The sequence below is a fragment of the Bauldia litoralis genome (genome assembly GCF_900104485.1).
GTDB classification, from domain to species: domain Bacteria; phylum Pseudomonadota; class Alphaproteobacteria; order Rhizobiales; family Kaistiaceae; genus Bauldia; species Bauldia litoralis.
On the sequence record NZ_FMXQ01000007.1, the window covers coordinates 192,577 to 204,663 of the forward strand.

Annotated in this window: 12 protein-coding genes; 3 read left to right on the forward strand and 9 right to left on the reverse strand. The window is 65.1% G+C overall.

What is annotated here, in order from left to right:
• Nucleotide 1: 1 nt before the first annotated feature.
• The 9 genes from BLT60_RS17150 to BLT60_RS17190 all read right to left on the reverse strand — a co-directional run bounded on the left by BLT60_RS17150 (nt 2) and on the right by BLT60_RS17190 (nt 8,664).
• A complete protein-coding gene (locus BLT60_RS17150) occupies nt 2–1,078 on the reverse strand; it encodes a branched-chain amino acid ABC transporter substrate-binding protein (RefSeq protein WP_090878218.1) in 1,077 nt (358 codons plus the stop codon).
• Nucleotides 1,079–1,252: 174 nt separating this feature from the next.
• A complete protein-coding gene (locus BLT60_RS17155) occupies nt 1,253–1,591 on the reverse strand; it encodes a DUF6867 family protein (protein WP_090878220.1) in 339 nt (112 codons plus the stop codon).
• Between the two features lies 1 nt (nt 1,592).
• Nucleotides 1,593–2,315, reverse strand: coding sequence for an ABC transporter ATP-binding protein (locus tag BLT60_RS17160; protein WP_090878222.1), 723 nt, complete (start codon nt 2,313–2,315; stop codon nt 1,593–1,595).
• Nucleotides 2,312–3,214: an ABC transporter ATP-binding protein gene (locus BLT60_RS17165; protein ID WP_090878224.1), complete on the reverse strand. Its 903-nt coding sequence runs from the start codon at nt 3,212–3,214 to the stop codon at nt 2,312–2,314. The genes BLT60_RS17160 and BLT60_RS17165 overlap by 4 nt, the downstream gene beginning before the upstream one ends.
• A complete protein-coding gene (gene livM / locus BLT60_RS17170; protein WP_090878226.1) occupies nt 3,211–4,629 on the reverse strand; it encodes a high-affinity branched-chain amino acid ABC transporter permease LivM in 1,419 nt (472 codons plus the stop codon). The genes BLT60_RS17165 and livM overlap by 4 nt, the downstream gene beginning before the upstream one ends.
• A 2-nt stretch (nt 4,630–4,631) precedes the next feature.
• Complete coding sequence (locus BLT60_RS17175) at nt 4,632–5,558, reverse strand: ABC transporter permease subunit (RefSeq protein WP_090878228.1); 927 nt, start codon at nt 5,556–5,558, stop codon at nt 4,632–4,634.
• 119 nt (nt 5,559–5,677) lie between these two features.
• The gene (locus BLT60_RS17180) at nt 5,678–6,955 is read right to left on the reverse strand and encodes an MFS transporter (RefSeq protein WP_090878230.1); all 1,278 of its coding nucleotides are present in this window, start codon (nt 6,953–6,955) and stop codon (nt 5,678–5,680) included.
• Nucleotides 6,956–7,088: 133 nt separating this feature from the next.
• Nucleotides 7,089–7,757, reverse strand: coding sequence for an RraA family protein (locus BLT60_RS17185; protein WP_090878231.1), 669 nt, complete (start codon nt 7,755–7,757; stop codon nt 7,089–7,091).
• 85 nt (nt 7,758–7,842) lie between these two features.
• Nucleotides 7,843–8,664, reverse strand: coding sequence for a uracil-DNA glycosylase (locus tag BLT60_RS17190; RefSeq protein ID WP_090878233.1), 822 nt, complete (start codon nt 8,662–8,664; stop codon nt 7,843–7,845).
• 137 nt (nt 8,665–8,801) lie between these two features.
• Between BLT60_RS17190 and BLT60_RS17195 the strand changes: the two genes are divergently transcribed.
• The 3 genes from BLT60_RS17195 (at nt 8,802) to BLT60_RS17205 (ending at nt 12,046) form a co-directional block, all read left to right on the forward strand.
• Entirely contained in the window at nt 8,802–10,160 is a 1,359-nt protein-coding gene (locus BLT60_RS17195; RefSeq protein WP_090878235.1) for a PQQ-dependent sugar dehydrogenase, read from the forward strand.
• A 201-nt stretch (nt 10,161–10,361) separates the two neighbouring features.
• Nucleotides 10,362–11,285: an ABC transporter ATP-binding protein gene (locus BLT60_RS17200; RefSeq protein ID WP_090878237.1), complete on the forward strand. Its 924-nt coding sequence runs from the start codon at nt 10,362–10,364 to the stop codon at nt 11,283–11,285.
• Entirely contained in the window at nt 11,285–12,046 is a 762-nt protein-coding gene (locus tag BLT60_RS17205) for an ABC transporter permease (RefSeq protein WP_090878239.1), read from the forward strand. Before BLT60_RS17200 ends, BLT60_RS17205 begins: the two co-directional genes overlap by 1 nt.
• The last annotated feature ends 41 nt before the right edge of the window (nt 12,047–12,087 follow it).

The window sequence follows — 12,087 nt, forward strand, 5'->3', positions numbered from 1 at the left end:
CCTACATCTTCTCTTCGAGATAGTCGTAGGCGCCGCCCTTCCACTCATAGAAGACGTAGCCGGGGATGTTTACATCGCCCTTGCCGTTGAAGCTGAACTCGCCGAGGACGGTGTCGAAGCTGCCGTTCTCGAGTTCGGCGACAACCGGCTCGAAGTCGACCGAGCCAGCCCGCTCGACGGCCTGCGCCCATGCCTGGATCGCACCATAGGTGTAGAGCGAGTAGCCCTCGGTGGTGCGGCCCGCGGCCTCAAGACGCTCGACCACCGGAGCGGCGACCGGGTTCTTGCGCGGATCGGGCGAGAAGGTCATCAGCGTGCCGGCGCCGGCATCGCCGGTGATCGCCCAGTACTCGTCGGTGACCAGCGCGTCGCCGGAAACCAGCATGGTCTCCATGCCCTGATCGACCATCTGGCGTTTGATCAGGCCGGCCTCGGTGTGATAGCCGCCGACATAGAGGACGTCGATGTTGGCCGCCTTCAGCTTGGAGACCAGCGAGTTGTAGTCCTTTTCGCCAGCCGTGTAGGACTCCAGCATGGTGGCCTTCTTGCCGGCCGCTTCCATGTACTTCTGGGTCTCGTCGGCGAGGCCTTTGCCGTAGGCGGTCTTGTCGTTGATGATCGCGATATTCTTGTCGGCAAAGTTCTTGGCGAGGAATTCGCCAGCGACCAGGCCCTGCTGATCGTCACGACCGCAGACGCGCATGATGCCGTTGCCGGGGCGCTCGTCGGTGAATTTCGGGTTGGTCGAAGCCGGCGAGATCTGGATGATGTCCTCGTCCGCATAGACGTCCGACGCCGGGATCGACGATCCCGAGCAGAAGTGGCCGGCCATCAGGGCGATGCCCTTGCCTGCCATCTGGTTGGCGACAGCGACGGCCTGCTTCGGATCGCAAGCGTCGTCGCCGACCTCGAGAACCAGCTGCTGGCCGAGCACGCCGCCAGCGGCGTTGATGTCCTCGACAGCCTGCTCGGCGCCGGCTTTCATCTGCGCACCGAAGGATGCGTACTGGCCGGTCATCGGACCGGCGGTCGCGATGGTGATATCCGCATGGGCCGATCCAGCCAATGCGACGCCCATGGAAAGGGCGATACCTGCTTTGATAAGGGTCTTCAAGAGCTTGCTCCCCTGGAAGGATTGTTGGGTATTTGAAGCAGCGGAACCGGGAAAAATGCCCGGCTTGTCGGGAGGTTAGCGAGTTGCAGGGCGCTGCGCAACGGACTGATTGTGTCCGACCTTTTGCCGGCAGGATCGCTAGCGCGATCGCCAGGAAAACGGCCCGGAACGTTGGAAAAGCCAGCCATACTGGGTGGTCATCTGACCGGCGCGGGTGATCCGGAAGCCGAGGCTGCCGAGCACCAGCAGGATGACAAGGTCAACCGCGTAGAACTGCAGGGAAATCAGTGTCCCGCCGAACAGGGCGTAGTGGATGAACCGGACCGCGGCGGTGAGCAGGACGATGTAGATGACCAGGCTGCGATAGGGGCGCCAGGTCGAAGCGACGGCCCGGCCGGTGAGATAGGCGGCGCCGCCGCCGAGAAACAGCGTGACCAGCAAGAAATCACCGAGAGAAACTTCCCAGATACCGCCCATGTCAGTGCGCCCCGCCTTCGAGATATGCGGCGCGGACTTCCTCCCGCTTGAGGAGTTCGCGGCCGGCGCCGGTCATGGTGATCTCGCCGTTGACCATCACGTAGCCGCGATGGGCGAGGCGGAGGGCGTGATAGGCATTCTGCTCGACCAGGAACACCGTCAGCCCCTCCTTCTGGTTGAGGTCGCGGAGCACGTCGAAGATCTGCCTGACGATCAGTGGCGCGAGGCCGAGCGAGGGCTCGTCGAGGAGCAGGAGCTTCGGCCGGCTCATCAGCGCCCGGGCGATGGCCAGCATCTGCTGCTCGCCGCCCGACAGCGTACCGCCGCGCTGGCCCTGCCGCTTCTTGAGGATCGGAAACAGCCCGAAAACCCGGTCGATGTCGGCATCGAAATGATCGAAGCCAATCGCCGCGGCGCCCATCTGGAGATTCTCCAGCACCGTCATGCGCGGAAAGATGCGCCGGCCCTCGGGCGACTGGCTGATCGACATGCGCATGATGTCGTGGGTCGGCAGGTTGGTGATGTCCTTGCCGCCGAAGACGATGCTGCCCTCGCTGGCGCGGGGGCTGCCGCAGATCGTCATCATCAGGGTCGACTTGCCGGCGCCGTTGGCCCCGATCAGCGTGACGATCTCGCCTTCGTTGATCTCGACATCAACGCCGCGCAGGGCGACGATCTTGCCGTAATAGGTCTTGACGCCATTGACGGAGAGAAGCGCGGTCATTGCATGACTTCCTGCTCGACCGCGTCGACTTCCTCGTCCTCGACGCCAAGGTAGGCGGCGATGACCTTCGGGTCGTTGCGGACGGCGTCCGCGGCGCCGTCGGAAATCTTCTCGCCGTAGTCGAGCACGACGATGTGGTCGGAAATCTCCATGACGACGCCCATGTCATGCTCGATGAGCAGGACGGAGATGCCGTGCTCGTCGCGAATGAAGCGCAGGAGCTTGTTGAGCTGCGCCGACTCCCGCGGGTTGAGGCCGGCGGCCGGTTCGTCGAGGCACAAGAGCCTCGGCTCGGTGCACATCGCCCGGGCGATTTCGAGCCGGCGCTGGTCGCCATAGGGCAGGTCGGCGGCCGGGTCGTCCGCCCGCTCGATCAGGTCGATGTGCTCGAGCCAGTATTTCGCCCGCTCGAGCGCCGCCGCCTGTCCCTTGCGGTAGCTGGCGAGGCCGAAAATGCCGCCAATGGTGTAGTTCGAGGCGACCATCAGCTTGTTGTGCTGGGCGACGAACAGGTTCTCCAGCACGGTCATGCCGCCGAACAGCCGGATATTCTGGAACGTCCGCGCCACCTTGGCGTCCCGGGCGATCTCGAAATCCGGCATCCGGTCGAGAAGCAGGATGTTGCGATCGGCCGACAACCGCGCGCCGCTGGCGGTCAGCCGGTCCATGGTCGGCGGATCGGCCTTGTCGAGGGCGATGGCGATACGGCCCTCGGTCGGCTTGTAGAAGCCGGTGATGCAGTTGAACACCGTGGTCTTGCCGGCGCCGTTCGGCCCGATGATCGCCGTGATGTCGCCGCGGCCCACCGTGAAGGACAGGTCGTCGACGGCGACAAGGCCGCCAAAGCGCATTGTGAGGTGTTCGACCGTCAGGATCGGGTCGCTCTGCCAGCGCGTCATCCGCTGCCCTCCCCAACCAGTTCCGCTCGAACAGCCTTCGCTTTCCCCTTGAGGGTGATCGACGGGTGGCGGGTCGAGATCAGTCCGCGTGGTCGCCAGACCATGATCAGCACCATCGCGAGACCGACGATCAGCATCCGGTATTCCTGCAATTCACGCAGGACCTCGAAGGCGGTGTTGAGGAAGATCACGGCGATGACGATGCCGAGCTGGCTGCCGAGGCCGCCGAGCACCACCACGGCCAGGATGATGAAGGACTCGATCGCCGTGAAGCTCTCGGGCGAGATGAAGCCCTGCCGGGTGGCGAAGAACGAGCCGGCGAAGCCGCCGAACATGGCGCCGGTGGCGAAGGCGGTGAGCTTCGTGTTGGTGGTGTTGATGCCGAGCGAGCGGCAGGCGATCTCGTCCTCGCGCAGCGCTTCCCATGCGCGGCCGACCGGTAGCCGGCGCAGGCGCAGGGTGACGAAGTTGGTGATCAGGGCGAGCACCAGGATGATGTAATAGAGGAAGATGATCCGCTGGATCGACGAATATTCCAGTCCGAAGATCGCGGCGAAGCCCTCGTCGCTGCGATCGAAGGGAATGCCGAAAAGGGTCGGGCGCGGAATGCCGGAGATGCCGTCCGGGCCGTTGGTGAAGTCGTACCAGTTGATGATGACGACGCGGATGATCTCGCCGAAGGCGAGGGTGACGATCGCCAGGTAGTCGCCGCGAAGGCGCAGCACCGGGAAGCCGAGGATCAGGCCCCAGCCGGCGGCGAGGATGCCGGCCATCGGCAGGCAGACCCAGAAGCCGAGATCGAAATTTGTGGCCAGCAGCGCGAAGGAATAGGCGCCGACCGCGTAGAAGGCGACATAGCCGAGGTCGAGCAGGCCGGCGAGGCCGACGACGACATTCAGTCCCCAGCCGAGCATGCAGTAGGTCAGGATGACAATCGCCTGGTCCATCCAGTAGCGATCGGCAAAGGGCAGGAACGGCATGACGATGGTGAAGGCGATCGCGCCGATCAGTCCCGGCACCTTCCAGTTCGACAACTGCGTGCCGGACGGCAGCAGCCGGAACGAGGTCGCGGCGACCGAGCGGATGCCCGAGCTTCGCCCCCAGACGAAGAGGGTCAGGAAGAGACGGCCAAAGAAGACCACCGCGACGATCGCGGCGACCGGCATCCAGTTCTGGGTCAGCGACAGGCCGCCGATCGCCGTTTCGGTGCGCAGCCCGACCATCGGTCCGGCAAGCGCCAGTGCGATCAGCGCACTGATGATCGCGTCCTTCAGCGCTGCCCCGAAGGCGTCGCCGGACGGCGGATTCACCGTGAAGGGCGGCTCGCCGCGGACGGCCTCCGCGCGACGCTCGTCCTCGATCTCTGCGCCGACCGCGCTGGTGCTGAGGGCGCTTTCTTCCGTGCTGTTCGCCATCCTCAGACCTTCTCGACCTCTGGGCGGCCAAGCAGGCCGGAGGGCAGGAAGATCAGGGCGATGACAAGGATCGAGAAGGCCGCGACGTCCTTGTATTCGATCGAGAAATAGGCCGACCAGAAGGTCTCGATCAGGCCGATCAGCAGGCCGCCGAGCATGGCGCCGGGCAGCGAGCCGATGCCGCCAAGGACGGCGGCGGTGAAGGCCTTAACCCCGGCAAGGAAGCCGATATAGAAGTCGATGACGCCGTAATAGAGCACGAACATCACGCCGGCGACCGCGGCAAGCGCGGCGCCCATGACGAAAGTCAGGGAGATCGTGCGGTCGACATTGATGCCGAGCAGCGACGCCATCCGCGCATCCTGCTCGCAGGCCCGTTGGGCGCGGCCGAGCGAGGTCTTGTTGATGAGCATCGTGAAGCCCGCCATCAGGACGACCGTGAGCACGATGATGATGATCTGGATGTTGGAAATCTGGACGACGAAGCCGTCGGCGCTCTCCATCAACGTGTAGCCGCCGGTGACGATCGGCTGGACCGGCTTGACCCTGGCGCCCTGGCTGATCTGGACGAAGTTCTGCAGGGTGATCGACATGCCGATCGCGGTGATCAGCGGCGCCAGCCGGAAGGAGCCGCGCAGCGGCCTGTAGGCGATCCGCTCGACCGTCCAGCCCCAGACGGCGGTCAGCGCCATGGCGATGGCGATGACCACGAGCAGGGCGAGAATGAGCAGGAAAAACGGTGTCGCGGCGCTGATGCCGAGCACCACCACGGCGATCAGCCCGACGAAGGATCCGACCATGAAGATGTCGCCATGGGCGAAGTTGATCATGCCGATGATCCCGTAGACCATCGTGTAACCGATCGCGATCAACCCGTAGATCGATCCGAGGGTTACGCCGTTGATGAGCTGCTGAGTGAAGTACTCCATGTGCGGCTGTGTCCCCATTCGGCCTTGACTGGCCAAGACGCTCGGCTTTGGGCCGGCCTCTCTTAACCGTCTTGGTTACCAAGCCCGATCCGACAAGACAACGGGGATCGTGCCGACGGTCAGATCGGCGTGTCCTTTGGGGCGGACGAGGGCGGGGGAGGCTCGGTGTCGGCCGCGTCCGCCCGGGGGTCGAGGGTGGCGCTCTCGGGCGTGGCCGACTTGGGTGGCAGTACGCCCTGGAAGAGTTCGCGGCCCTGCGCCTGCCGGCGGGTCATCCGGTAGATCGTATAGAGCAGGAGCAGGAAATGGACCCCGGCGGCAAAGGCGAAAAGCCCCTCGGGAATGAACAGTTCCATCGCCTGGGCGGCCAGGATCGGACCGATCATCGAGCCGAGGCCGAGCAGGAGCAGCAGCCCGCCGGCGATCTTGACGAAGTCGTCCGGGGCGGCGAAGTCGTTGGCGTGGGCGACCGCTATCCCATACATCGGGTAGATCGTCGCGCCGAAGAGGATCAGCAGGCCGATCACCAGCATCGGCGCTCGGGGCTGGAGCACCACCAGCACCAGCGCCACGACGATCGCCGCAGCGGCCACGGCGACCAGCACGCGGCGACGGTCCATGCGGTCCGACAGACGCCCGAGCGGATACTGGACCAGCGCGCCGCCAAGCACCGCGCCGGCCATCAGCAGGGCGATATCGGCGACCGGCAGGCCGATCCGTATCGCATAGACCGCGCCCAGCGTGCCGAAACTGCCGTTGACCAGCCCGATCATGAAGCAGCCGACGGCGGCCACCGGCGAGTTGGCATAGAGGCCGCGTATGTCGAGCCGGGCGGTCTTGAGCGGGTTGGGGTGCTGCGCCGTCGACAGCGCTGTCGGCAGGATGGCGAAGCAGTAGAGAATGGCGCCGATGGCGAAGAAGAAAAAGGTCGATGGCGGGCTGATCACCATCAGGAGCTGGCCGATGGTCGAGCCGCCGAAGACCACCATCTGGTAAATCGAGAAGACGGTGCCGCGGTTTTCCGGCGTCGCCCGCTCGTTCAGCCAGGATTCGACGATCATCGAGGCGCCGGCGAAGCAGAAGCCGGACAGCGCCCGCAGCGTGATCCAGGCGCTGGGCGAGACGATCAGGATGTTGAGCAGGATCGCCACCGCGGCCAGCGACGCCATCGAACTGTAGCCGCGGACATGGCCGACGCGGCGGACGATCGTCGGTACCAAGATGCAGCCGGCCATGAAGCCGACCGACCATCCGGTGCCGATCAGGCCGAGCTCGAAGGTCGTGAAGCCCTCGGCGGCGCCCTGAACGGGCAAAAGCAGCCCGTGCAGCCCGCCCGCCATCAGCAGGAAGCCCGAGCCGAGAAGCAGGGCGGCAATGGGGATCAGAGTCGAGGTCATCGGGCGACACTTCAAGCAGGCCGGAGAATCCGGGTTGGGCGGGCGACCGTGTCTCCTTTTACCGGACCGAAATCAAGGCAGCGATCCCGCACACCTGACCTGTGCAAAACGCGGGGGCGCTATAGAGGGAAGTCTACATGATCCCGGTCTTGATGAAGACGTCCTCGGTGGGCTCCCCGGCCTCGATCATCCGGCGAACCATGTCCTCGCCCTCGACCTTGGCAATGGCGCCGCGAATGACATCGGCCTCGGCAACCTGGGGGATGACGACGACGCCGTCTATATCGCCGACCACGAGGTCCCCAGGCTCGACGCGCGTGCCGTTGGAGAAGGTGATGGGGCAGCGGAAATCGATGATGCTGCCGCGGTCCTTCTGGTCCTGTGCATAACCGCCGAGCGAAAACACCGGGAAATCCAGCGACATGATTTCCGGCGTATCGCGGTGGTGGCCTTCGAGGACCGCGCCGACCGCCTTCAGATGCAGGGCACGGACGCTCATCAGGCCGCCCCACAGGGCGTAGTCCGGCGAGCCGCCGCTCGCCATGTAGATTTCGCCGGACTTGAGGCCATCGAGCGCCCGGAACAGTAGTCCATAGGGCGGCGCGTCGGGATTTTCCCTGCCGCTACCGATATCGGCGACCTGGACCGGCATCGCCCGTCCGACGATCATCGTGCCGGGCTTTATGGCGGCAATCGCCGGCGGCAGGAACTGGCGGGTCAGCCCGGCGGCATCCATCACGTCGCCGATGACGGCGGTGAACAGGGTCTCCCGGATGGTCGCGAACAGGTTCGAGTCGGTCATCGTGGTCCTTTCGACGGAGCGCCGGCCTTGGGGCCGTGTTGGCTGATTGTTGCGCGCCGGACGGTATGGGAATCCGGCGCGAAGGTCACGCGGGGACTTGCGCGTCCAGCGCTTCTTTCAGGGTGAGGAGATCGCGCCAGGCGAGCCGCTTGTGGATCGGCTGGCGGAGCAGATAGGCGGGATGCAGGGTCGGCAGGGCGCGGATCCGCCGCGTGCCGGTGTCGTAGTCGCGCCAGCGGCCCCGCATCTTGAGGATTCCGTCCGAGGTGTCGAGCAATTCGCTGGCCGCCGATCCGCCGAGGAGCACCAGGAATTCCGGATCGGCGAGCTGGATCTGGCGCTCGATGAACGGCCGGCAGACCGCCGTTTCCTGCGGCGTCGGCTTGCGATTGCCCGGCGGCCGCCACGGCACGATGTTGGCGATATAGACCGCCTCCCGGTTCAGACCGATCGCGCCCAGCATCCGGTCGAGCAGTTGTCCTGAACGGCCGACGAAGGGCAGTCCCTGCAGGTCCTCGTCGCGTCCCGGGCCTTCGCCGATCAGCATCACCCGACCGGCCGGGTTGCCGTCGGCAAAGACCAGTTGGGTTGCCGTCAGGCGCAGGTTGCAGCCGTGGAAATTGTCGAGGGCGGTGCGGAGTTCCTCCAGCGTCGTCGCGGCACGGGCGATCTCGCGCGCTTCCCGGGCGGTGTCGTCGCTCGGCGCGACGGTCGCCTGGGGGCGCAGGGTCGCGGGGGCCGATGGCGTGGCGGACGGGGCGGGCGCCGATGGCTCTGGCGCCGCGGGGGCCCGGGCCGGCGCCGCGAACCGATCGACAGGCTCTTCATCGAGGGCGATGTCGACGCCCATCTCGGCATACCAGGCGATGAGTTCCGCGGGGTCGTCCAGTCTGGGGTCTGCGTTCATTTCACGATCTCGTGCACTGCGGAACGATGCCGGCCTGCCTACACTTGCCACCGTAGCCGGCAGGGCGCGGGGCGCAAGGAGCGTTGCAGTCTCCGTGGGGTGGTTCGGTGGCGCCAGACAAACAGGAGCAAGACCCGATGATACGACATTCCACGACCGCCATGGCCGTTTCCTCCGCAGTTCTTGTCGCGCTGACGGCGACGGTCGCGGCTGCCGAATCCGACGCCGTGCTGACCGGAAAGGCCGCGTATGGCGGTTGGCAGGACGACGCGCCCGGCGTCTGGCGGAAGATCGTCGTCGATGACTTGCCTTCGCCCGGCGCCAGCCGGTCGTCGAGCAACGCCCCGGGTCTCGTCAGCCGGCCGGAGGAGCCGGTCCTCAAGACGATCGACGGGTTCACCGCCGAGATGGTGGCGGACGGCTTCGATCAGCCACGGGTGATCCGTACCGCACCGAACGGCGATCTCTTCATCGCCGATAGCTCCGCCAATGAAATCAGGGTGTTGCGGATAGGGGATGACTCATCACCGCAAGAAGACAGCGTCTTCGCATCAGATCTCGACCAGCCGTATGGCATTGCCTTCTATCCGAACGGCGACAATCCGGAATGGGTTTACGTCGCCAATACGGACAGCGTGGTCCGGTTTCCCTATTCCAGCGGCGACCTCGAGGCGACCGGCGCTGCCGAAACCGTCGTTGCCGAATTGCCGACCGGCTACCACTGGACTCGCGACCTCGCCTTCTCGTCCGATGGGTCGAAACTGTTCGTCGCCGTCGGGTCCGGCTCGAACATCGCCGAGCAGGTGCGCGGCGAGCCGAATGGCGGCGTTGAAGCTTTTGCCGCGAGCCAGCCGCTGGGCGCGATGTGGGGAGCCGAAACCGATCGCGGGGCCGTTCTGGCCTTCAATCCCGACGGCACCGACAGGCGAATTTTCGCGACCGGCATCCGCAACTGTTCCGGCCTCGCGACCCAGCCCGCGACGGGCGCCCTGTGGTGCGTCACCAACGAGCGCGACGGTCTCGGCGACAACCTGCCGCCGGACTATGCGACGGCGGTCGCCGAGGGGCAGTTCTTCGGCTGGCCGTGGTTCTATATCGGCAACAACGAAGACCCGCGCCGGGCCGATGAGCGTCCTGACCTTGCCGGCAAGGTGACCGTGCCGGACGTGCTGTTCCAGCCCCATTCCGCGCCGCTCGGCATCACCTTCTATGACGGCGACACGTTCCCGTCCGACTATGCGGGCGACGCCTTTGTCGCGATGCACGGCTCGTGGAACCGCGGCAAGCGGACCGGCTACAAGATCGTCAGGCTGGACTTCGAGAATGGCGAGGCGACCGGCGCCTATCAGGACTTCGTCACCGGCTTCGTCGAGTCCGCCAAGAGCGTCTGGGGACGGCCCGTCGGTGTTGCCGTCGGCAACGATGGGGCGCTGTACTTCTCCGAGGACGGCTCCGGCTCGATCTGGCGGGTCAGCGCCGACCGCGAGGGGACGTAGGCGGACCGCAGCGCCGCCGTCAGATAACCATCTGAAGGGGCTCGGCCTTTTGTGGCCGGCCCTTTTTCTTTTGTCAGTTGTGGGTCGGGACGGGCAATTCCCCCCTTGGTAGCGGCGGCGAAGGCGCCTATATGGCCGTGGAGCATCGCGGGCGGCGGTGCGATTCCCCATCGCAAATCGTTTTCCGAGCTCGTTTTCGCCATGCAACCGATCATTTCCGTCTCGCATCTGTCGAAGACCTATGACACCGGCTTCAAGGCCCTGTCGGACGTCAGTCTCGATATTCGTCCGGGCGAGATCTTTGCGCTGCTCGGCCCCAATGGAGCCGGCAAGACCACCCTGATTTCAGTCATTTGCGGGATCGTCAGCCCGAGTTCGGGGACGGTGACCGCCGACGGCCATGACATCATCGAGGACTATCGCGCGGCCCGGTCGCGGATCGGCCTCGTGCCGCAGGAAATCACCATCGCGCCGTTTGAGACGGTCTGGGACACGGTGGCGTTCAGCCGGGGCCTGTTCGGAAAGCCAAAGAATCCGGCGCATCTGGAAAAGGTGCTGAGACAGCTGTCCCTGTGGGACAAGAAGGATTCAAAGCTGAACGCCCTGTCGGGCGGCATGAAACGGCGAGTCATGATCGCCAAGGCGCTCTCCCACGAGCCGACGATCCTGTTCCTCGACGAGCCGACCGCCGGCGTCGATGTCGAGTTGCGGCGGGAGATGTGGGAGGTGGTTCGCGGGCTGCGCGATGCCGGCGTCACCATCATCCTGACCACCCATTACATCGAGGAAGCCCAGTTGATGGCCGACCGCATCGGGGTCATCACCAAGGGCGAGATCATCCTGGTCGAGGAGAAGACCGAACTGATCCGCAAGCTCGGCAAGAAGCAGTTGACGCTGCAATTGCAGAAGCCGCTCGATGCCATTCCCGCTTCGCTCGAGGCCCATGACCTGGAACTCGCCGACGACGGCGGATCGCTGCTCTACAGCTATGACACCCAGGGCGAACGGACCGGCATCACGGCGCTGCTCGGCGATCTCGCCGATGCCGGTATCCGGTTCCGCGACCTGCAGACCAAGGAAAGCTCCCTGGAAGACATCTTCGTCGATCTGGTGAGGAAAAGCTGATGAACTTCCGGGCGATCTGGGCGATCTACTACCTCGAGATGGCGCGAACGGCGCGGACGCTTCTGCAGAGCGTCGCCTCGCCGGTGATTTCGACCTCCCTCTATTTCGTCGTCTTCGGCGGCGCGATCGGGTCGCGGATTCCCGAGATCGACGGGGTCAGCTACGGCGCCTTCATCGTGCCGGGCCTGATCATGCTGATGCTCCTGATGCAGAGCACCACCAACGCCTCCTTCGGCATCTATTTCCCGAAATTCATCGGCACGATCTACGAGCTTCTTTCGGCGCCGGTGTCCTTTGCCGAGATCGTCATCGGCTTCGTCGGCGCCGCTGCGACCAAGTCGATCATCCTCGGGCTGATCATCCTGGCGACTGCGTCGCTGTTTGTGCCGATCCGCATCGAGCATCCGTTCGTCATGGTGCTGTTCCTGGTGCTGACCTCGGTCGCCTTCAGCCTGCTGGGCTTCATTCTCGGCATCTGGGCCAAGGGATTCGAGCAGCTCCAGGTCGTGCCGATGCTGATCCTCACGCCGCTCGCCTTCCTCGGCGGCACCTTCTATTCGATCAGCATGCTGCCGCCATTCTGGCAGACCGCGACGCTGTTCAACCCCGTCGTCTACCTGGTCAGCGGCTTCCGCTGGAGCTTCTACGGGCTTTCGGATGTTTCGGTCGCCGTCAGCCTCGGGGCGACGGCGGTGTTCCTCCTCGTCTGCCTCGGCATCGTCTGGTGGATCTTCAGGACCGGCTACCGGCTGAAGGACTAGGCGCGGATCGTCCACCGGGACGGCTTGCCAACCGCCCCGGC

What these genes read in the sequence shown, in the direction of transcription:
- BLT60_RS17150 (WP_090878218.1), bottom strand. Translation starts at nt 1,078, where the DNA reads ATGGGCGTCGCATTGGCTGGATCGGCCCATGCGGATATCACCATCGCG.
- BLT60_RS17155 (WP_090878220.1), bottom strand. Translation starts at nt 1,591, where the DNA reads ATGGGCGGTATCTGGGAAGTTTCTCTCGGTGATTTCTTGCTGGTCACG.
- BLT60_RS17160 (WP_090878222.1), bottom strand. Translation starts at nt 2,315, where the DNA reads ATGACCGCGCTTCTCTCCGTCAATGGCGTCAAGACCTATTACGGCAAG.
- BLT60_RS17165 (WP_090878224.1), bottom strand. Translation starts at nt 3,214, where the DNA reads ATGACGCGCTGGCAGAGCGACCCGATCCTGACGGTCGAACACCTCACA.
- livM (WP_090878226.1), bottom strand. Translation starts at nt 4,629, where the DNA reads ATGGCGAACAGCACGGAAGAAAGCGCCCTCAGCACCAGCGCGGTCGGC.
- BLT60_RS17175 (WP_090878228.1), bottom strand. Translation starts at nt 5,558, where the DNA reads ATGGAGTACTTCACTCAGCAGCTCATCAACGGCGTAACCCTCGGATCG.
- BLT60_RS17180 (WP_090878230.1), bottom strand. Translation starts at nt 6,955, where the DNA reads ATGACCTCGACTCTGATCCCCATTGCCGCCCTGCTTCTCGGCTCGGGC.
- BLT60_RS17185 (WP_090878231.1), bottom strand. Translation starts at nt 7,757, where the DNA reads ATGACCGACTCGAACCTGTTCGCGACCATCCGGGAGACCCTGTTCACC.
- BLT60_RS17190 (WP_090878233.1), bottom strand. Translation starts at nt 8,664, where the DNA reads ATGAACGCAGACCCCAGACTGGACGACCCCGCGGAACTCATCGCCTGG.
- BLT60_RS17195 (WP_090878235.1), top strand. Translation starts at nt 8,802, where the DNA reads ATGATACGACATTCCACGACCGCCATGGCCGTTTCCTCCGCAGTTCTT.
- BLT60_RS17200 (WP_090878237.1), top strand. Translation starts at nt 10,362, where the DNA reads ATGCAACCGATCATTTCCGTCTCGCATCTGTCGAAGACCTATGACACC.
- BLT60_RS17205 (WP_090878239.1), top strand. Translation starts at nt 11,285, where the DNA reads ATGAACTTCCGGGCGATCTGGGCGATCTACTACCTCGAGATGGCGCGA.